Annotated in this window: 23 protein-coding genes; 15 read left to right on the forward strand and 8 right to left on the reverse strand. The window is 68.6% G+C overall.

Features of this window, described 5'->3' with window-relative positions:
• Nucleotides 1–5: 5 nt before the first annotated feature.
• Nucleotides 6–986 carry a LacI family DNA-binding transcriptional regulator gene (locus ABF821_RS04540; RefSeq protein WP_182973395.1) on the reverse strand — a complete coding sequence of 327 codons (981 nt, stop codon included), beginning with the start codon at nt 984–986 and terminating at the stop codon, nt 6–8.
• Between the two features lie 152 nt (nt 987–1138).
• Here ABF821_RS04540 and ptsP point away from each other — a divergent pair, with 152 nt between their 5' ends.
• The 3 genes from ptsP to ABF821_RS04555 are packed head-to-tail and all read left to right on the forward strand — an operon-like array spanning nt 1139 to nt 6359.
• Nucleotides 1139–3673, forward strand: coding sequence for a phosphoenolpyruvate--protein phosphotransferase (gene ptsP / locus ABF821_RS04545; RefSeq protein ID WP_415529186.1), 2535 nt, complete (start codon nt 1139–1141; stop codon nt 3671–3673).
• The gene (gene pfkB, locus ABF821_RS04550; protein WP_415529187.1) at nt 3673–4641 is read left to right on the forward strand and encodes a 1-phosphofructokinase; all 969 of its coding nucleotides are present in this window, start codon (nt 3673–3675) and stop codon (nt 4639–4641) included. Before ptsP ends, pfkB begins: the two co-directional genes overlap by 1 nt.
• On the forward strand, nt 4638–6359 hold the full coding sequence (locus tag ABF821_RS04555; RefSeq protein ID WP_415529188.1) for a PTS fructose transporter subunit IIC: 1722 nt from the start codon (nt 4638–4640) through the stop codon (nt 6357–6359). The genes pfkB and ABF821_RS04555 overlap by 4 nt, the downstream gene beginning before the upstream one ends.
• Nucleotides 6360–6389: 30 nt before the next feature.
• Here the strand turns inward: ABF821_RS04555 and ABF821_RS04560 are convergent, their stop codons facing one another.
• Entirely contained in the window at nt 6390–7286 is an 897-nt protein-coding gene (locus ABF821_RS04560) for an EcsC family protein (protein ID WP_415529189.1), read from the reverse strand.
• Nucleotides 7287–7518: 232 nt separating this feature from the next.
• Between ABF821_RS04560 and ABF821_RS04565 the strand changes: the two genes are divergently transcribed.
• Entirely contained in the window at nt 7519–8055 is a 537-nt protein-coding gene (locus ABF821_RS04565) for a hypothetical protein (protein WP_415529190.1), read from the forward strand.
• 46 nt (nt 8056–8101) lie between these two features.
• Here the strand turns inward: ABF821_RS04565 and ABF821_RS04570 are convergent, their stop codons facing one another.
• A complete protein-coding gene (locus ABF821_RS04570; protein WP_415529191.1) occupies nt 8102–8518 on the reverse strand; it encodes an EVE domain-containing protein in 417 nt (138 codons plus the stop codon).
• 3 nt (nt 8519–8521) lie between these two features.
• Nucleotides 8522–8815, reverse strand: coding sequence for a YciI family protein (locus tag ABF821_RS04575; protein WP_182973401.1), 294 nt, complete (start codon nt 8813–8815; stop codon nt 8522–8524).
• Between the two features lie 182 nt (nt 8816–8997).
• Between ABF821_RS04575 and ABF821_RS04580 the strand changes: the two genes are divergently transcribed.
• The 9 genes from ABF821_RS04580 to ABF821_RS04620 are packed head-to-tail and all read left to right on the forward strand — an operon-like array spanning nt 8998 to nt 14814.
• On the forward strand, nt 8998–9816 hold the full coding sequence (locus tag ABF821_RS04580) for a heme ABC transporter permease (protein ID WP_415529192.1): 819 nt from the start codon (nt 8998–9000) through the stop codon (nt 9814–9816).
• Nucleotides 9813–9977, forward strand: a complete 165-nt coding sequence (locus ABF821_RS04585) for a heme exporter protein CcmD (RefSeq protein ID WP_114727458.1) — start codon at nt 9813–9815, stop codon at nt 9975–9977. Before ABF821_RS04580 ends, ABF821_RS04585 begins: the two co-directional genes overlap by 4 nt.
• Nucleotides 9974–10504 carry a cytochrome c maturation protein CcmE gene (gene ccmE, locus ABF821_RS04590; RefSeq protein WP_182973403.1) on the forward strand — a complete coding sequence of 177 codons (531 nt, stop codon included), beginning with the start codon at nt 9974–9976 and terminating at the stop codon, nt 10502–10504. Before ABF821_RS04585 ends, ccmE begins: the two co-directional genes overlap by 4 nt.
• A gap of 6 nt (nt 10505–10510) precedes the next feature.
• A complete protein-coding gene (locus tag ABF821_RS04595) occupies nt 10511–12490 on the forward strand; it encodes a heme lyase CcmF/NrfE family subunit (RefSeq protein ID WP_415529193.1) in 1980 nt (659 codons plus the stop codon).
• On the forward strand, nt 12487–13065 hold the full coding sequence (locus tag ABF821_RS04600) for a redoxin domain-containing protein (protein WP_415529194.1): 579 nt from the start codon (nt 12487–12489) through the stop codon (nt 13063–13065). The genes ABF821_RS04595 and ABF821_RS04600 overlap by 4 nt, the downstream gene beginning before the upstream one ends.
• Nucleotides 13062–13538: a cytochrome c-type biogenesis protein CcmH gene (locus ABF821_RS04605; RefSeq protein ID WP_246401556.1), complete on the forward strand. Its 477-nt coding sequence runs from the start codon at nt 13062–13064 to the stop codon at nt 13536–13538. Before ABF821_RS04600 ends, ABF821_RS04605 begins: the two co-directional genes overlap by 4 nt.
• Before the next feature lie 16 nt (nt 13539–13554).
• Nucleotides 13555–14274 (forward strand): c-type cytochrome biogenesis protein CcmI, encoded by a 720-nt coding sequence (ccmI, locus tag ABF821_RS04610; RefSeq protein WP_182973434.1) that lies wholly within the window; start codon nt 13555–13557, stop codon nt 14272–14274.
• Between the two features lie 27 nt (nt 14275–14301).
• On the forward strand, nt 14302–14598 hold the full coding sequence (locus ABF821_RS04615) for a hypothetical protein (RefSeq protein ID WP_415529195.1): 297 nt from the start codon (nt 14302–14304) through the stop codon (nt 14596–14598).
• A gap of 54 nt (nt 14599–14652) precedes the next feature.
• Nucleotides 14653–14814 (forward strand): DUF1674 domain-containing protein, encoded by a 162-nt coding sequence (locus tag ABF821_RS04620; protein ID WP_415529196.1) that lies wholly within the window; start codon nt 14653–14655, stop codon nt 14812–14814.
• Between the two features lie 6 nt (nt 14815–14820).
• Here ABF821_RS04620 and ABF821_RS04625 read toward each other — a convergent pair whose 3' ends face one another.
• The 3 genes from ABF821_RS04625 to ABF821_RS04635 form a co-directional block, all read right to left on the reverse strand.
• Entirely contained in the window at nt 14821–14994 is a 174-nt protein-coding gene (locus ABF821_RS04625; RefSeq protein WP_415529197.1) for a hypothetical protein, read from the reverse strand.
• A gap of 44 nt (nt 14995–15038) precedes the next feature.
• A complete protein-coding gene (locus ABF821_RS04630) occupies nt 15039–15560 on the reverse strand; it encodes a hypothetical protein (RefSeq protein WP_182973408.1) in 522 nt (173 codons plus the stop codon).
• A gap of 86 nt (nt 15561–15646) precedes the next feature.
• Nucleotides 15647–15853, reverse strand: a complete 207-nt coding sequence (locus ABF821_RS04635) for a bacterioferritin-associated ferredoxin (RefSeq protein WP_415529198.1) — start codon at nt 15851–15853, stop codon at nt 15647–15649.
• A 186-nt stretch (nt 15854–16039) separates the two neighbouring features.
• Between ABF821_RS04635 and ABF821_RS04640 the strand changes: the two genes are divergently transcribed.
• Nucleotides 16040–16588 (forward strand): hypothetical protein, encoded by a 549-nt coding sequence (locus tag ABF821_RS04640; protein ID WP_415529199.1) that lies wholly within the window; start codon nt 16040–16042, stop codon nt 16586–16588.
• Nucleotides 16589–16594: 6 nt separating this feature from the next.
• Here the strand turns inward: ABF821_RS04640 and ABF821_RS04645 are convergent, their stop codons facing one another.
• Complete coding sequence (locus ABF821_RS04645) at nt 16595–17767, reverse strand: serine hydrolase domain-containing protein (protein ID WP_415529200.1); 1173 nt, start codon at nt 17765–17767, stop codon at nt 16595–16597.
• 104 nt (nt 17768–17871) lie between these two features.
• On the opposite strand from ABF821_RS04645, the gene ABF821_RS04650 reads away from it, so the two are divergent.
• The coding region (locus ABF821_RS04650) for a M16 family metallopeptidase (protein WP_415529201.1) at nt 17872–19981 on the forward strand (2110 nt) is incomplete at its 3' end.

A 19981-nucleotide genomic window follows, 5' to 3' on the forward strand; every position in this document is an offset into this window, starting at 1 on the left:
TTGCGTCATCCGGCCGATCCCCTGGCGATGAATCGCCCAGCCAGCACGACCCGGCGCGTGACCTGATCGGCGTGGTCCAGCCGGTCGAGCAGCATCGTCACCGCGACGCGCCCGATTTCCTCGACCGGCTGCTCGATCACGCTCAACCCGCCGCCGACGAACTCCATCCAGGGCTCGTTGTCGAAGCTCGTAATCGCGATATCCCTGGGAATCGTCAGCCCCAGCGCATTGATGGCGCGCAGCACGCTCAGCAGCATCACCCCGTTGCTGACGATCAGCGCACCCGGCCGCCGCGATTCATCGGCGAGCAGATCGGTGACGATTCGCTCGGCCTCCGCACGCTCATGCGGCACCCGCACGGCATGCGCCGACAGGCCGAAATCGGCCATGGCGCGCTCGTAGCCGGCGCAGCGCTCGTTGCCGGTGACGGTGGCGGTGCCGAACAGGCCGGTAATGCGACGGTGCCCGCATGCGTGAAGATGGGCGACGAGCCGTGCCGCCATGGCGCCGTTATCGAGCACCACGCTGTCGCATGCGCCGTCCGACGCCGCCCGGTCGATGAGGACGATCGGAAAATCGCTCTGATACTGGGCGATGTTGTCCACGCCATGGCGTGTGGGGGCGAGGATGACGCCAGTGACGCGCTCCTCCTGCATCAATTGCAGATACATCGCCTCCTTCGCCGCGTCCTCGTCGGTATTGCTGAAGATGACGCGCAGGCCGTGCTCATAGGCGATGCCTTCGACCATCCGGGCAACGGCGGTGAAGAACGGGTTGCGGATATCGGCGACGATCAGGCCGATGGTGTTGGAGTGGCGCGAACGCAGGCGCCGGGCCGCGAGATTGGGCCGGTAGCCCGTCTCGCGCACCGCCGCGACCACCCGGTCGCGCATCGCCGGGTCGACCGCGCGACCGGCCAGCACGCGCGAAACCGTGGCCGGCGAGACCGCCGCCACGCGCGCAACATCCTTGATTCCGACGCTCATCGAGAAATCGTTCTCTCTCCACACGCCATGTAAAAATAGCCTACACGGGAAGATGCTCTGCCAATCGCATCCTTCTCCCATACCTGTCTATTGACAATAGGCTGAGAGAACGTTTTCTCTACCCGAAAAACAAGAATGGAGAGGCGCATCGCATGCTCCCCACCCCGATCGGCCCCGCGGTCGAAACCCTGATCCGGATCGACGCCCGCGCGGCGGACAAGGAGGATGCCATTCGGCAGGCCGGGCAACTGCTCGTCGCCGCCGGCTGCGTGGTCCCCGGTTACGAAGACAGCATGATCCGGCGCGAACAGGTGGCCAACACCTATCTCGGCTCCGGCGTCGCCATTCCGCACGGCACCGGCGAGGACAAGGGGCTGGTGCGCGGCGACGGCATCGTGGTGCTGCAATTCGTCGATGGCATCGAATGGAATCCCGGACAGGTCGCGCATCTGGTCGTCGGCATCGCCGCCGGGTCCGACAGCCATATTGCGATCCTGCGCCGCCTGACGCGCCTGATCCAGAACGAGCCCCGCCTGCGCGAACTGATCGCCACGCGCGACCCGGAGGTGATCGCCGCCGCCCTGCGCGACGAAGCACCGGCCCCCGCCGCCTCCGACGCGGCGGAGGATTATCCCGAGCGCATCGAATGGATTGTCGATTATCCGGCCGGTCTGCATGCGCGCCCGGCGTCCACATGGTCCGAAACCGCGAAGAGCGCCGGCAGCCCGCTGCGGGTGCGGCATGGCGGGGAAGCCGCCGATCCGCGCAGTCTGGTCGCCCTGCTGCAACTGGGCCTGAAGGCCGGGGATACCATCGTGATCTCGGCCGCCGGCGCCAATGCGCGCGCGGCGCTGGAACGGTTCCATGGTGTCGTCACGCGCCTGACCGTGCAGGAAAAGGCCGACGCCGCACGCGCCGCCGAAAAGGCCGAGGCGGCAGCCCGCAAGGGGCCGCTGAAAGGCTGGACGCCGGCCGGCACCCCACGCCTGATCTCCGGCGTCGCAGCCAGCCCTGGCCTGGCCATCGGCAAGATCCATATCCTTGCCGCCGCCGAAGCGGACGTTCCGGACGAACCCGTGGACCTCGTGACCGGCGGCGCGCTGCTCAACGGCGCGCTGGTGCGCACGCGCGCGCAGATGGCGGGACTGATCGACGACACGACGCGCCGCCTGGGGGCCGGAGACGCGGCCATCTTCATCGCGCAGGCCGGACTGCTGGAGGATACCGATCTGATCACGCTGACCTGCCAGATCATGGTCGAAGGGCATGGCGTCGCATGGTCCTGGCATCAGGCGGTGGAACAGATGGCGGCGAAGCTGTCTTCGCTCGGCAACCCGGTGCTGGCCGCGCGGGCGGCGGACCTGCGCGATGTCGGGCGCCGGGTGCTGGCGCAGATCGACCCCGATCTGGGCACCGGCACGCTTGACGACCTGCCGGAGGAACCCTGCATTCTGGTGGCCGGCGACCTGTCGCCCTCCGACACCGCGACGCTGGATATCAGCCGCGTGGCCGGGATTGCGACCGCGCTGGGCGGCCCGACATCGCACAGTGCGATCCTGGCGCGCACGCTGGGCCTGCCCTCGGTGGTGGCTGGCGGACCCGGATTGCTGGCCCTCCCCCCCGGCGCCACGGCGATCGTCGATGGCGATACCGGGCGCGTCTGGCTGGACCCGACGGCGGCCGACCTGGATTCGGCCCGCGCATGGCTGGCCGACCGTGCCCGCCTGCGCGCGGCGGAGGAAGAAAAGCGCGCCAACCCGGCCGAGACGACGGACGGCCATCGCGTGGCCATCGGCGCCAATGTCAACCGGCCCGACCAGGTGGCGTTCTGCCTGTCGCAGGGGGCCGAGGGCGTGGGCCTGATGCGGACCGAGTTCCTGTTCCTCGAACGCGGGGAGACTCCGAGCGAGGACGAGCAATACACCGTCTATCGCGAGATGATCGCGGCACTGGGCGATCGCCCGCTGATCGTGCGCACGCTCGATATCGGCGGCGACAAGCAGGTGCCGCATCTCGACCTGCCCCACGAGGACAATCCGTTCCTGGGCGTGCGCGGCGCGCGGCTGCTGCTGCGCCGGCCGGATTTGCTGGACCCGCAATTGCGCGCGCTCTATCGGGCCGCGAAGGCGGGCGGGGAATTGCTGATCATGTTCCCGATGATCACGTCGGTGCCCGAATTGCTCGCGCTGCGGCAGCGGTGCGAGGCCATCCGTGTGGAACTGGGCGCGCCGGTCGTGCCGGTCGGCATCATGGTCGAAGTGCCGGCGGCGGCGGTGCAGGCCCATATCCTGGCCGAACATGCCGATTTCTTCTCGATCGGCACCAACGACCTGACGCAATACACGCTGGCCATCGACCGGCAGAATCCGGAACTGGCCAGCGAGGCCGACAGCCTCCACCCCGCCGTGCTGAACCTGATCGCACAGACGGTGGCGGGCGCGCGGCGCCATGGCCGCTGGGTGGGCGTGTGCGGCGGGCTGGCGGGCGATCCGTTCGGCGCGGCCCTGCTGACCGGGCTGGGCGTCGATGAACTGTCGATGACGCCGCGCGACATTCCCGCCGTGAAGGCGCGGATTCGCGGCACCGACCTCGCCACCCTGCGCGCCCTCGCCGCGCGGGCGCTGGAAGCGGGAACACCCGATGCAGTGCGCGCGCTGGATGGCGCGCCCGATGGAAAGACCGTGTGATGCGCGTAGCCACCGTCACCTTCAACCCGGCGATCGACCAGACCATCACGGTCGATCACCTGATTCCCGGCGAAGTGCATCGCGCGCGTGCCGTGCGGCAGAATGCGGGCGGCAAGGGCGTCAACGTCGCCAGTTGCCTGGCCGACTGGGGCATCCCTGTCACCGCGTTCGGGCTGCTGGGCCGCGAGAATGCCGCGCTGTTCGAGGCACTGTGCGCGGAAAAGACGATCGCCGACCGTTTCCTGCGCATTCCCGGCGCCACCCGCGTCAATCTCAAGATCGTGGATGACCGGGACACCACCGACATCAATATGGGGGGGGCCGCCGTCGATGCGCCTGCCCTGGAAAAACAGATCGCGCAGGTTGAGGCATTCGCCGGCAGCGACAGCCTGATCGTACTCTCGGGCAGCCTGCCGCCGGGGTGCCCGCCCGGCCTCTATGCCGAACTGATCGCCCGACTGCGCGGCAGGGGCGCGCGCGTGCTGCTGGACACCAGCGGCCTGCCGCTGCTGCTGGCGCTCCAGGGCGATACCCCGCCCAACATCATCAAGCCGAACCTGCGGGAACTGGCGGAGTGGGCGGGCGAACCCGTAGAAACGGCGGAGGATGCGCTACGCATCGCGACCCGGCTGGCCGCGAAAGGCGTGGAACTGATCGTGGTCTCGATGGGGGCAGAGGGCGCGCTGTTCCTGTTCCATTCGGTTGCCCTGACCGCCCGGTTACGGGTCGAAGGCGTGACCAGCACGGTCGGCGCGGGCGACGCCATGGTCGCGGGACTGGTCGCCGCCCTGTCCGACGCAGTGGGGCTGGAAGAGATCGCACGCCTGTCCACCGCCTTCGCGGTCGGCAAGCTGGGCCTCGCCGGCCCGAATCTTCCGGATCGGGACGCGATCCTTGCCCTGATGGAACAGGTGACGATCGCATCAGCCGGACGCGCAGAAGCCGGCGAGGCGGGAGAGACGACATGAAACACATCCTGGCCGTGATCCAGGCCGGCGAAGAGAGCGTGACGGGCGTTCTCGCCGGCGAGGCGCTGCGTCGCGCGGGGCGCGAAACCGGGCGCACGCTGGATATCGAGATCCGCACCACGCAGGGAATCCTCAATCCCCTGCCCGACGGCGCGCCGGGCAAGGAAGACGTGCTGCTGCTGATCGGCACCAATGCCCCGACCGATGACGCGCTGACCGCGCGGGCCGACCGTCACCTGACGCTGGAGGCCGTGCTGGCCGATCCGGGCCGGGCCCTGGCGGCGCTGGACGATGCGCGCGGCGCCGCGCCACCGGAAACCCGCGCGCCGCGCATCGTCGCCGTAACATCCTGCCCCACCGGCATCGCCCATACGTTCATGGCGGCCGAGGGCTTGCAGGAGGCGGCGCGCCAGTTGGGCTACACGCTGCGCGTCGAAACCCAGGGCTCGGTCGGAGCGGGCACTCCGTTGACCGACGCGGAGATCGCCGAGGCCGATCTGGTGCTGATCGCAGCCGACCGGGAGGTGGATCGCAGCCGCTTCGGCGGCAAGCGCGTCTACGTCACCGGGGCCAAGCCGGCCATTACCGGCGGTGCCGCCGTCATCAGCAAGGCGCTGGCCGAGGCGACGGTGCAGCCTGTGGCCGATGGTGGATCGTCCGCATCCCGGCCGGCCGGCAAGGGTGAACGGGCCGGCCCCTACAAGCACCTGATGACCGGCGTGTCGTTCATGCTGCCTTTCGTCGTGTCCGGCGGCCTGCTGATCGCGCTTGCCTTCGCACTGGGCGGTATCCATGCCAGCGATGCGGCCTCGGCCGGAACGCTGGCCCATACCCTGTTCACCATCGGCTCCAAAGCCGCCTTCATGCTGATGGTGCCGGCGCTGGCGGGCTACATCGCCTTTTCGGTGGCCGATCGACCGGGGCTGGCGCCGGGCATGATCGGCGGGCTACTCGCCGCCAATGTCGATGCCGGTTTTCTCGGCGGCATCGCGGCCGGATTCATCGCGGGTTACGCGGTGGAGGGACTCAACCGGCTGATCCGCCTGCCGCGTACGCTGCAAGGGTTGAAGCCTATCCTGATCCTGCCGCTGCTGGGCACGCTGATCACCGGCCTGCTGACGGTCTATGCGATCGGCGGCCCGGTCGCCGCGCTGATGGCCTTTCTCACCGACTGGCTGCGCGGCATGCAGGGCTCCAGCGCACTGCTGCTGGGGTTGATCCTGGGGGCGATGTCGGCCTTCGACATGGGCGGCCCGGTGAACAAGGCCGGCTATGCCTTTTCGGTCGGACTGATTGCCAGCGCGGTCTATACGCCCATGGCGGCGACGATGGTGGCCGGGATGGTACCCCCGCTGGCGGCGGCGCTGGCGACGCGGCTGTTCCGCGCGCGCTTCACGGCCGAGGAACGCGAGGCCGGCGCCACGGCGGCGGTGCTGGGGCTGGCCTTCATCACCGAAGGCGCCATTCCCTTCGCCGCCCGCGACCCGCTGCGGATAATCCCCGCCCTGATGGCAGGATCGGCCACCGCCGGCGCGATCACCATGGTCTCGGGCGTGGAACTGAAGGTGCCGCATGGCGGCGTCTTCGTGCTGCCCATTCCTGGCGCCGTCACGCATCTGGGCGCCTATGTGGTGGCGCTGCTGGCCGGCACGGTCGTCAGTGCCGTGCTGATCGGCCTGCTGATGCGCTCGCCCGCGAAGGGCGAAGCGCTGGCCTGACGCCGGCCGGGCCTACGGAGCGCCGGCCGGTCAGAAGGGCTGGCTGGCGCCCGTCATGGCGGCGCGCAGAGATTCGGCGGTGCGCCGCACTTCCGGCCCATGCTCCCGCTCCAGGCGCCGGATGGTGAAATGGGCGCGGGCCAGGGCGCGATAATGCGCCAGGAACGCCACGTTGAGCGACGCCCCGCACAGGGCGCCCGCGACCGGCATCATCTGCACCGCCAGCTTGCGCGACAGGCCCAGCCCGTAATGGGACGCCACCTCGGACACCAGCATCACCACCGGCCGCCCGCGCAGCATGGCCCGCGCCGAGAAATAGCCCAGTTCGCTCTCGTCGTCCGAGGCCCCGACCGGGAAGGCGCGCAGCGCGAACACCTCCAGACAGGCGCGCCTGGCATCCTGGGAGGAAAGATCCTCGCCTTCCTCGCGGGCAATGCGTGCGATCTCGCGCATGATGGCCATGGTGGTGAAGGTGATATCGGGCAGCAGGCCGGCCAGGCCGGCAAAACCGCCGACAGCACCCGAGACCGTCACCGCGGCCTGCAAGGCCGGCCCCCGCCAAGCCGGCGTGGCGAGAGGCGCCGAGGCAACGGGCACCGAAGAAGAAAGAGCGGCAGACGCCGGCGAAGACGAGTCGGAGACCACCTGCTCGCCCTTGAGAGGCGTCATGCCGACGATCGCGACATCAAAAGCGCGTGAAATAGCGGTCTCGGCGATTCCCTTCAGCTTGGCCTGCATGGTGGGCGCCATGCCCAGGCCGCGCATGCCCAGCATTGCCGCCTGGCCCACGGCCCCGCCCATCAGGTCCGCCAGCCGCACCAGCACGCCGCGGCCCGATTCGACCTTTTCCAGCGCCCGCTGCAATTCGGCGATCGCCGGGGCGTCCAGGACCATTGGCGCGATCTCGCCCCCGGTTTGAATGGTCATTCCCCAACCCTCCTGCCGATCATGCGCCCCCGCCCGCCCGGATGGGCGGAGCGACGGCCAATAGATGATGCCCCACCGGTAACGGCGGGCGTCGCTTTATCAAGCATATTACCCCTCTCGCAAATCCGCCGTCACGCCGTATATGGTTCGTGACGCAGGGCCGCCATGTCCATGCCGAGAGAGGACGAACCGGTCACAGCCCAGGTACAGTCCGAACGCAAGGAGAACCCTTATGGATGCGAAGAAGGCCAGACGGCCCGCCATGTGGCCAATGCGCCTCAGCCTGCTTTCCCGCACCGGCATGGCCCTCGTGGCGGGCTGGAGCCTGCTGGCAACGACACCAGGCGCCGAGGCCGCACCGCACCGCGCCAGGTCGGCGGCCGCGACCGGCAGCCTGAATGCGCCGGTTGCCGCGTCGCTCGAGCCGGTCGATGGCCGCCACGATCCGACTGTCGATCCGGACAATCCTCCGGCCCCGCCGCCGCCCGACGGCTATCAGGTGGTGGAGGACGAAGACGTGACCGCCCGGACCTTCAGCCCGGAGATCGCAGCCCTCCACGGACCCGGCCTGCCTTCGATCGAGGCCCGTCAGACTCCGCGCGATTCCAACGACGTGCCCTCGCATTTCAGCGTCTTCGACGTGCCGGTGAAGTTCAACGCCCCGGTGCAGCCGGCCTATAACGCATCCTTTACCTATTCGACCTATGCGGGCCAGCCGGGACGCGGCATCGAGGCCATCGGCGCGGAGGGCGCGGCCGGCGAGCCATGACGGCCCGCCAACCAGCCGAGAACGTAGAAAAGCCCGGAAGGCAGACTTAATCCCCTGCCCAGCCCCCCATGCGGCACAGATGCGCCCAATGCGTGTCGGACACCGGCACGACCGAGAGCCGCGACTGACGGACCAGCGCCAGGTCGGCGAGGTCGGCATCGGCCTTGATCGCCGCCAGGGTGACCGGGCGCGGCATCGGCCCGATAGCGCGCACATCGACGCAGACCCAGCCACCGTCGCTGGCCGAGGGGTCGGGGTAGGCTTCGCGCACGATCTCGACCACGCCCACGATCTCGCGGCCGATATTCGAATGATAGAAGAAGGCGCGGTCGCCTTTCGCCATCGCCATCAGGTTGCGCTTGGCCTGATGATTGCGCACGCCCGTCCACGGCTCGACGCCGTTGGCCACCTGCTGGTCCCACGAAAAGGCGTCGGGTTCGGATTTCACAAGCCAGTATGCCATCCGCTATTCCACCAGCGCGCCGTCGCGGAAGACCGGGCGGAAGGGGCGGATCACCACGCTTTCGAACACGTCGGCCTTGGCATAGGGGTCGCTGGCGGCGAAGCCTTCGGCCGTCGCGCGATCCGCCACGTCGATCAGCAGCATGCTGCCGCAGGGCCGCCCGTCGGCGCCCATCAGCGGACCGCCCTGGACGATCCGGTCCTGATACGCCTGGAGATAGGCCAGATGCTGCGGTCGCGTGGCGAGGCGCGTTTCCAGCGCCCCCGGCTTGTCGGTGCAGATGATGGCGAACAGCATGGAAAATCTCCCTCCGGAAATCGCGGACCCGGCCGGGATGTGAACAACGCTCCATGGTTCCGGCGTGGGCCGTGCCTTTCTTCGCATGTTCGTGTAGGAACGGAAAGCGAAACGCCCCGCCGTCGCCAGACGGACGCACAGACAGACAGGAGCCCCCCGCGCGTGGGGAGTACGAGACCGTCTTGAACGCCACACCGAGCCTTGCCGCGCGCACGGGCACCTTCTTCCACCGCTACGCCAATCCGGGGCGGTTTCTCCGCTTGGGCGCGCGCCTGCAACCCTGGCTGACGTGGCCCGCCATCGTGCTGTCGGTCGCCGGCATCGTCTGGGGCCTGTTCCTCTCGCCCGCCGACTGGCAGCAGGGAGACAGCGTGCGGATCATGTATGTCCATGTGCCGGCCGCATGGCTGGCATCGTCCGGCTATATGGGGCTGGCGGTCTGTTCGCTGCTGTCGCTGGTGTGGCGCCATCCGCTGGCCGATCTGGCGGCGGTGGAAATCGGGCCGGTCGGGGCCTCGGTCACCGCGATCTGCCTCGCGACCGGTTCGCTGTGGGGCAAGCCGATGTGGGGCACCTGGTGGGTGTGGGACGCGCGGCTGACATCGGTGCTGGTGCTGTTCTTTCTCTATCTGGGCCATATCGCGCTGATCCGCGCCTTCGACGAACCGCAGCGCGGCTATCGCGCCGCCGCGATCCTGGGCCTGGCCGGGGCGGTGGATCTGCCGATCATCAAGTTCAGCGTGCAGTGGTGGAACACCCTGCACCAGCCCGACAGCATCACGCTGACCGCGGCCCCCACCATGTCGACCGACATGCTGTGGCCGCTGCTGGTCTGCACCATCGGCTTCACCTTTGGCTTCGCCGCCATTCTCGTCGCACGCCTGCGCGCCGCCGTGATGGAAAGCCGGGTCCGCACGGCGCTGGCCATGCGCCGGGGCCGCACGGAGGCCTCGGGCGATGCCCAGGATTCCGGCCCCGACCTGAGCGGAGCCGTCGCATGACCCACCTGCCCTATATCGTCGCCGCCTACGGCATGACCATCGGGCTGGCCGTGATCCTCGGCACCGGCGCGGCACTGCGCCTGCGCCGGGCCCGCGCGCGGCTGGCCGCGATCGAGCGCCCATCCCGCGCCGAACGCGCCGGCGGAGTATCCGCGCCATGACCCGCAAGAGTCGCCGCCTGTGGCTGGTGGGGGGGTGCCTGATCGGGCTGGGCACCGCCACCGCGCTGACGCTGAGCGCGTTTTCCTCCAACATCGTCTTCTTCATGGCGCCGTCGCAGGTCCATGCCCATCCGCCGTCCGCCGACCGCACCATCCGGCTGGGCGGCATGGTGGTGGCCGGGTCGGTGCGCCAGCAGAAGCACGGCGACACGCCGACCAACCAGTTCGACGTGACGGACGGCCAGGACGCCGTGACCGTGCATTACGAAGGCATCCTGCCCGACCTGTTCCGCGAGGGGCAGAGCGTGGTGGCCATCGGCAGCGTGCAGGCCGACGGGTCGTTCCGCGCCAGCGAGGTGCTGGCCAAGCATGACGAAACCTACATGCCCAAGGAAGTCGCCGAGGCCCTGCGCCGCAGCGGCAAATGGGACCCGCGCTACGGCAAGCCGCCCGACGCCGCGAGCTGGAACAGCATGACCAAGACCGCCACGAGCCAGGATAAAGCGGCCCCGCAGCATGGAAGCTGACTGAACATGACCCCGGAACTGGGAAATTTCGCCCTCGCGCTGGCCTGCTGCCTGGCCGCCGGGCAGGCGGTGCTGCCGATGGTCGGCGCACAGCGGCGCGACCCGCGCCTGATGGCGCTCGCCCCCGCCCTGGCCATCGGGCAGCTTCTGGCGCTGCTCTATTCCTTCGCCTGCCTGGTCCATTCGGCCATCCAGGACGATTTCTCGGTCCAGAACGTCGCGGCCAACAGCGCGGTGGCCAAGCCGCTGCTGTATAAGATCACCGGCGTCTGGGGCAATCACGAAGGGTCGGTGCTGCTGTGGGCGCTGATCCTGGGCCTGTGCGGCGGCGCGGTGGCGCTGTTCGGCCGCGACCTGCCCTCGGCCCTGCGCGCGCGCGTCATCGCGGTGCTGGGCGGGGTGTCGGCGGGCTTCCAGCTTTTCTGCCTCACCACTTCCAACCCGTTCGACCGGGTGTGGCCGGCGCCGATGGACGGCCAGGGCATGAACCCGCTGTTGCAGGACCCCGGCCTCGCCTTCCATCCGCCCATTCTCTACACCGGCTATGTCGGCTTTGCCGTGCCGTTCGCCTTCGCCGTCGCGGCGCTGATCGAAGGCCGGGTCGATGCCTCCTGGGGCCGCTGGGTGCGCCCGTGGGCGGTCGCGGCCTGGTGCTTCCTGACCTGCGGCATCGCGCTGGGGTCGTGGTGGTCGTATTACGTGCTGGGCTGGGGCGGCTACTGGTTCTGGGACCCGGTGGAAAATGCCTCGCTGATTCCGTGGCTGACGGGCACCGCTCTGGTGCATTCCGCCATCGTCGTGGAAAAGCGCGAGGCGCTGAAGATCTGGACCGTGCTGCTGGCCATCGGCACCTTTTCCTTCTCGCTCTCCGGCACCTTCCTGGTGCGCTCGGGCATTCTCAATTCCGTCCATGCCTTCGCCAACGACCCGGCGCGCGGCATCTTCATCCTGGGCCTGCTGGGGCTGGTGATCGGCGGATCGCTGCTGCTGTTCGCCATCCGCGCGCCTTCGCTCACGGCCGGCGGCGTGTTCGCCCCGGTATCGCGCGAGGGGCTGCTGGTGCTGAACAACATCCTGCTGTGCTCGATCTGCGCGGTGGTGCTGACGGGCACGATGTATCCGCCCTTCATGTCGCTGCTGTTCGGCAAGACGATTTCGGTCGGCAAACCGTTCTTCGACGCCACGGCGGCACCGATGGCGATCCCGCTGATGGTCTTCATGGGGCTGGGGCCGATGATGCCGTGGAAGCGCGCGCAACTCTGGCCGGTGCTGCGCCGGCTGTGGTGGGCCGGCGCCCTGACGATGCTGGCTTTCGCCCTCATGGCATGGCGGGTGCGTGACCTGCTGCCGCTTCTGGCCGCCACATGCGCCGTCTGGGTCATCGCCGGCAGCATCGCCGACATCGCCGAGCGCATCCGCCTGTTCCGTATCCCCGTCGGGGCAAGCTGGCAGCGTGCCCGCATGCTGCCGCGCGCGGCGCTGGGTGCGGCGCTGGCCCATGCCGGCGTCGGTGTCAGCGTGCTGGGGCTGGCGGCGATGTCGCAGGCCCAGCACCGGATCGTGGAGGTCCATGTCGGCCAGACCGAAATGCTGGCCGGCGATGCGTGGACGCTGACCGACGTGCGCGCGGCGCCCGGCCCGAACTACACCGCGCTGATCGCCACGATCGAGGTCCGGCATGACGGGCGGCTGGTCACGGTGCTGCACCCGGCCAAGCGTACCTTCGCCAGCCAGAACCAGACGACGACGGAGGTGGCCATTCATACCAACCTGATGTCCGACCTGTACGGCGTGCTGGGCGACCGGCACGAGAATGGCGGCGAGACGACCTACGTGCTGCGCCTGCATTACAATCCGCTGGCGCCATGGATGTGGCTGGGCGGGTTGATCATGGCGCTGGGCGGCGTGCTCTCGCTGTCTGACCGGCGCATGCGCGTGGGCGCGCCGCGCCGGGCCGCGACGGCCGGGCTGGTGGCAACGTCATGAGCGACAAGACAGCCCAGCCGGACCTCACGCGCCGGCGCCTGCTGATGGCGGCGCCGCTGGTGGTTGCGGGCGGCGCCGGGATCGCGTTCTGGCAGATGCTGTCGGGTATGCGCCAAGGCTCGTTCGACCCGCATGACATCAAGGCCCCGGCGCTGAACCGGCCGGTGCCGGACTTCACCCTGCCCGACCAGTCGCCGGGCCAGGGCTTCGGGGCCGCCGATCTGCGGACACTGAAGGTGCCGGTGCTGGTCAATTTCTTCGCCTCCTGGTGCATTCCCTGCGTCGCCGAGATGCCGCAGCTCAACGCGCTGAAGGACCGGCTGCCGATCTGGGGCATCGCCTACAAGGACAAGCCGGCCGACGCGCAGGGTTTCGTGCACCGCGCGGGCAATCCCTATGCCCGCATCGCCAGCGACCTGTCGGGCATGACCGCAATCGACTGGGGCGTGTCCGGGGTGCCGGAATCGTTCCTGATCGGGCCGGGCGGCGTCATCAGGTGGCATTCCGCCGCCGCGCTGGACGAGGCCACCATGCACGACATCCTGTTGCCCCTGGCCGCGAGCCTGCGGACATGAAGGCTGCGATGCGTCGGCTGGCCTTCGTGCTGGCGACCGTGCTGACGGTGGCAATCGGTCTTTCGCCACTGGCCGCCGTCGCGGTGGACGATCCGTCGGAAATGCTGCCCGATGCCCGCCAGGAAGCCCGCGCCCAGGCCATCGGGTCGCAATTGCGCTGCCTGGTCTGCCAGAACGAATCGATCGAGGACAGCAGCGCCGGACTGGCGCGCGACCTGCGCCATGTGGTGCGCGAGCACGTCGCCAAAGGCGAATCCGACCGCCAGATCATGGACTGGATGGTCGGCCGCTACGGCAATTTCATCCGCCTGAGCCCGCCGCTGACCGCCGGTACGGTGCTGCTGTGGGTGATGCCGGTCCTTGCCCTGCTGGTCGGCGGTCTTGTCGCCTTCCTGTCCTTCCGCCGAGCGCGCGGCTCCGGCCCCGCGCCGCTGAGCGACGACGAACGCACGCGCCTGACCGACCTGACCTGACCGCGCTGAGATAATGATGATCTGGATTGGCATTTTCCTGCTCAGCGCCGTTGTGCTGCTGCCTTCTTTCCTGGCCTTCCGCCGCACCACCCGCCTGCGGGACGAACGCGAAGCAGCCCTCGTCCTGTTGCGTGCGCAACTCGCCGAACTGGACCGCGACCGGGAATCCGGCCTGATCGCCGACAGCGAACATGAAGGCGCGCGCCTGGAAATCCAGCGCCGGCTGCTGGCGTCGGACGCCGCGCCGACGCGGGGTCTCGGCCGCGCCGCCACCACCCCGATCGTGCTGGCGTGCCTGCTGCTGCTGCCCGTCAGCGCGACGGGGCTGTATCTGCTGTGCGGCCATCCGTCATTGCCCGCGCAGCCCCTCGCCCCGCGCCTGCTGGCGCAGAAGGCGCAGGACAAGCGCGATGACGGGCTGCTGGCGGAATTGCGCGCCGGACTGGGCCGCATGTCGCCCGACGATCCCAATCGCTTCCGGGGTTTCCTGCTGCTGGGCCAGGCCGAGGCCGCGCGCAACCATTACGCGGCCGCGGCCGAAGCCTGGCGCCAGGCCACCGCGATCCAGTTCATCCCCGAAATCGCCGCGCGCGCCGCCGAGGCCCAGACCCTGGCCGACGGCCGGGTGACGCCGGAAAGCGCCGCCCTGTTCCGCCGCGCGCTCGATGCCGCACCGGCCGACGCACCATGGCGCATGGCCGCCCAGCAGCGGATCGCCGAGTCCGAGCATCAATAGACACACCGGCGACCTGAAGGCCCCTTTATGATCGAACCCATCGCCGGCACCGTCGAGCAATGTCCGTTCTGCCACAAGACCATTCGCGGCACGGCGGAAATCTGCCCCCATTGCGGCGCGGAACGGCGCTTCGGCCCGACATTGCGCGAGAGCCTGCTGACCTTCACCGTCGGGGTGACGGCCGGCCCCGTCTTCATGCTGCTGATCGGCGCCGGGCTGCAACTGGCGGCCCTGGCGGCGGCGATCGGCGGGTTGATCGGCTTTTTCATCGCCCATTCCCGCCATGCCGGCGATCGCTGGATGAAGCCGCCCGACAAACCCTGACCGATCACACGCCCGTTTCTTGCCGTCGGCCGAAAGTCGGGCCAAGCTGGCGCCATGACCAGCACCGATACCGACAACGAAACCCCCTCGCCCGCCACGCCGGCCGATGACGCGACGGCCACCACGTCTGATGCCAAGGAATATGGCGGCCCCAAGGAAAAGCAGCCGACGCGCTATGGCGACTGGACCGTCAAAGGCCGCTGCATCGACTTCTAGGTCCGTTCAGAACAGCGCATCTTTCGCCGCGCCGCAGGCCCACTGACCGGCTTCGGCATTCAGCGAACCATCCGGGGTCGGTGTGGCCGCGAATAATGCCGTGCCGTCCGATGCCCTCGCGGCAACGGGGCTGGCATCCTTCAGCACCATTCGCCCGGCGCGGAAATAATCGTTCTCCACCAGCGCATACCGGCTGTACGCACAACAATAGACCGTGTGCGAGCCTACAGGCTGCCCTGTTCCTGCATGCGGCCGAAGCGTACACGGCTGGTCTGGCGGTGTCCCGGCGGCCGGACCTCGCAGGAGATCAGGTAGATCCCGGCGACGAAGATGATATTGGCCAGCGAATTGAACCACAGCGCGATCTCGAAATGCGGCGGCGCCGTCGCCCCCTGATAGAGCGCATAGATCGCAAACGGGATCGAGAGCGGCCGCATGCCCGCCAGCATCACCCGCAGCGGGTTCATATGGCCTGGCCTGACCATCGGCCGCACCCGGTTGATGCCCACATAGAAGGCCAGACCGAGGCACCAGACGAGCACATTGAACATCGCGTCACTGAGCGCCATGTGCCCGATCACGATCATCGCGATGATCGACGCCGCCGACAGCATGATGGCGCCAAGCTGAAAGCTCATCCCGACCGCCATCGCCGGCACCCGCTCGGGCAGGCGATCGGCAAATGGCTGGAACACGCGGTCCAGCAGCCAGACGTCGAACTGATTGATGCGGTCACCGAAAGACATGCGCAATCTTTTATCAAGCCCGCTTCACCGCCGCATCCCCTTTTCGGAGGTCGGCAGGCAAATGCGCAATCGGGCCGGACAGGCCCTCACATCGCGGGCAAGGGTTCCGACGCCGCCATTTCGCTGCGCGCCTGAAGCGCCCGGCGCAGCAGGCACAACACACCCGGAACGCAATTGCCGCACTGCGCACGGCATCCCTGTGCGGCATAGATCTCGCGCGGGCGGGTGGCCCCCTCGTCAACCGCGCGTTTCACATCCTGGTCGGTCAGCATATTGCAAGAACAGACAAACATCAGACGTCTCATCTCCGTGCCCGTCCCTTCAAGCACGACTGATAATAGTTCGCAATAGCATTCTCATCTCCCGTCCACGTATGGCACCTTCGCCCACGGCGCATGGTGCCTACCCGTTGCCTCCGCACGCTGGACGGCGGCCATTCGCCCGATACACTCGTCACCTCCAACGCAGGAGACGGAACGATGAAGACCAGGGCTGGCCTCCGCTTCATGCTTGCGACCGTCGGCCTGATCGCCGCCCTTCCCGCGGCGGTTCACGCATCTTCCCCTCCCGAAACGACGGTCCAGTCCTTCGCGGGACGCTACAGCACGCATTTTCGCAATGGCCTGGTCAGCGGCGAGGAGTATTGGAGCGACGATGTCGTCGAAATCGTCCCGGTCGGCGCGCAAGCCGCCTATATCCGGGTCTCGCTGCAATTCTATAACGGCCATAGCTGCGATATCTGGGGCGTCGGCCGGGCCGAAGGGGCGCATCTCGTCTATCACGACCCCAATCCGCCGCCGCTGCCGACCCTGCCGCATTGCACGTTAAGCCTGTCGCATCACGGCCCGGACCTGCTGATCGAAGACGCCGAAAATACCTGCAAATCCTATTGCGGCATGCGCGGCAGCCTGATGCACCAGACCCTGCCCCTCACCAGCCGGCGTCCCATCACCTACATGCGGCGGTTGCGGGACTCGCGGAACTATCGGGAAGCCATGACCGCATGGAAAGATCGGGCCACCCCCTAGCCCGATCTACCCCGCGCCATAGACCGCATCCCGCACCGCATCGGGATAGGCGCCCGCCATCCCCGCCAGCGCGGTGTTGCTGATCATCACGATCGACACGCCGCGCGCCGGATCGGCGATCCATTGATGGCCGTACACTCCCCCCCAGGTGAAGCCGCCCCGCGAAACCGGGGTCCGTGCCCGCGCCGGGTCTTCGACCACGGCCGCACCGATCGCGAATCCCATGCCGGCATTCATCGGCCCCATCGACAGATCGCCGATGGCATTCCGCCCGAACAGCGCGGCACTGTCCGGTGACAGGATGGGGCCACCGCCACCGCGCAACGCCTCGACAAACGACAGAAACTCCTCGGCCGTACCGACCATCCCGGCCCCGCCCGACGGATAGGAGCCTGGGTCCAGCACCCGATCGGGCGCGAACACGATCTCGCTGACCTTGCCGCCGCCCAACTGGCGCGGCATCACATAACGCGCGCCCATCTCCACCGGAGCCGGCCGGCCATCGGCATAAGGCGGGCAGAGCGAGGCGGGGTCGGGCACGGCGAACCCGGTATGCCTCCAACCCAGCTTCGCGCCGACATGCCGCTGCACCAGATCCGGCAGCGCGGCATCACCCGCGCGTTCCAGCACGCCCCCCATCACATCGAGCGCCAGGGAATAGGCCCAGCCCTCGCCGGGCGCGAACAGCAGCGGCACCGAGGCCAGACGCGCCAGATTCTCCTCCAACGCCATGCCCGGCTCGGCAATGCCATCGGAGATTCCGGCTTTCGCATAAGGATTGTCGTCACGCGGAAAGGCGAAGCTGTATGAGAGGCCCGCCGTATGCGTCAGCAGATGCCGCAGCGTGATCGTCGGCACCGATCCGTCGGCACAGGCAGGGCGAAAATCGGGCAGAAAGCGTGTCACCGCATCGTCCAGCGACAGCGCCCCCCGTTCGGCCAACGCCAGGGCCACGGCCGTCACCACCGGCTTGGTCAGCGACGCCAGCCGCACCAGCGTATCCGGCCGCATGGGCTCATCCGCCGCGCGATCCGCCAGCCCGGCGGCACGGCGCACCACCGTTCTGCCATCCACCGACACCAGCACCGTGGCGCCTACCAGCCGTCCGCGCGCCACAGCCGCGTCCATCACCTGACCGACCCGTTCGTCCATTCCCGCAACCGGCATGGTTTCGCTCATCGCATCCTCCTTTTTCCGTCGCGTTTCCTGCATGGCCGCTTCACGGTTTCCACACTGAAATCTGGCGTCTACGCTGCCTGCATCAGCAGGAGTACCAGCGAATCATGACCGCGAGACTGGCCACCACCGCATTAAGCCTCTCCCTGGCCCTTATGGCCATGCCACATGCCTGGGCCGATGTTCCGGGCGCCCGGCCCGTGGCGGCACCAGCCACGGCCGTCGCCGATACCGCCGTTCGCGCCACCCTGCCGAACGGACTGCGCGTTGTGGTGGTGCGCGACCGCCTGGCCCCGGTGGTCACGACCGAGGTCAATTATCTGGTCGGTTCCAGCGAAGCCCCGAAAGGCTTTCCCGGCACCGCCCACGCGCTGGAACACATGATGTTCCGCGGCAGCGCCGGGCTGGACAAGGACCAGCTATCCGCCATCGGCGCACGACTGGGCGGCAGCTACAACGCCGATACGACCGAGAACGTCACCCAGTATTTCTACACGGCTCCGGCGGAAGATCTGGACGTGATGCTGCGCATCGAGGCGCTGCGCATGCGCGGACTGACGCTGGCCGATGCCGACTGGGAGAAGGAACGCGGCGCGATCGAGCAGGAGGTGGCGCGCGACCTGTCCAGCCCCAGCTACCAGTACCTGACCCGCCTGCAATCCATCCTGTTCGCCGGCACGCCCTACGAGCACGACGCGCTGGGCACCCGCCCCTCCTTCGACAAGACCGACGCCGCCCTGCTGCGCCGCTTCTACGATGCGTGGTACGCCCCCAACAACGCCATCCTGGTCATCGCCGGCGATGTGGACCCCGACCACGCGATCGAACGGGTCAAGGCCATCTTCGGCGACATCCCCAGCCGCACGCTGCCCGCACGTACGCCCGTCCAGCCCGGCCCGGTCACCGGGCAGACGCTGCATTTCCCCACCGACTACCCGGTCGGGCTGGCCACGGTCGCGTGGCGCATGCCCGGCCTGCGCTCGAAAGAGTACGCCACCGCGCAGATCCTGGCCGATGTGCTGACCAGCCAGCGCGGCGCGCTGTATGATCTGGTGCCCTCCGGCAAGGCGCTGTTCGCCGGCTTCGAATTCGCGCCCAAGGCCAATGCCGGCATCGGCATCGCGGTGGCGGCCTATCCCCGCACCCAGGACCCGGCCCCCCTGCTGGCGGAAATCAACGGCATCATCGCCGCCATCCGCGACAAGGGCGTACCGCCCGATCTGGTCGAGGCCGCGCGCCGCAAGGAGCTGGCGCAGCTCGGCTTCTCCGCCAACAGCATCAGCGGCCTGGCCGAAACCTGGTCGCAGGCGCTGGCGGTCATGGGCCTCGACTCGCCCGACGCCCTGAGCACCGCGCTCAAGGCCGTCACGGTGGCGGACGTCAACCGGCTGGCCAGACAGATCCTCGACCCCCACCAGGCCGTCACCGCCCTGCTGACCCCCGAGGATTCCGGCCACCCCGTCGCCGGCAAGGGCTTCGGCGGCTCCGAATCCTTCGCCACCCCGCCCGACCACCCGGTGGCCCTGCCCGACTGGGCGCGCGAGGCCCTCTCGACCGTCAACCTGCCGCCGCCGGTCGGCCTGCCCAGCGTCTTCACCTACCCCAACGGGCTGCGGCTGATCGTCCACCCCGCGCATGTCAGCCACACGGTGTCGGTCTACGGCCAGATCCGCCAGAACGCGAACATGCAGGAGCCGAAAGACCAGGACGGCATCGCCGCGATCACCGAGAACCTGTTCAGCTACGGCACGCAGACGCTCGACCGGCTGGCCTTCCAGAAGGCGCTGGACGACATCGCCGCCACCGAAAGCGCCGGCCCCGGCTTCAGCGTATCGGTACTGACACCCGATTTCGAAAAGGCGACGCGCCTGCTGGCCGATAACGAAATGCACCCGGCCCTGCCCGACCGTGCGTTCCAGGTCGTGCGCATGCAGACGGCCCAATCCTATGCCGGGCTGCTGACCACGCCGAACTACCTGTTCGGCCGGGCGATCAAGGCCGCCGTCTCGCCGGCCGGCGACCCCACGCTGCGCCAGCCCGACCCGCGCAAGATCATGGCACTGAAGGCCGAAGACGTCCGCGCCTTCTATGCCGGCGCCTACCGGCCCGACCTGACCACCATCGTCGTGGTCGGCGACGTCACACCCCGGCAGGCACAGGACGTGATCGGCCGCACCTTCGGCGCCTGGGCGCGGCCGGCCGGCCCGACCCCCACGG

The organism is Gluconacetobacter sp. (assembly GCF_047721585.1).
Lineage (GTDB): Bacteria > Pseudomonadota > Alphaproteobacteria > Acetobacterales > Acetobacteraceae > Gluconacetobacter > Gluconacetobacter dulcium.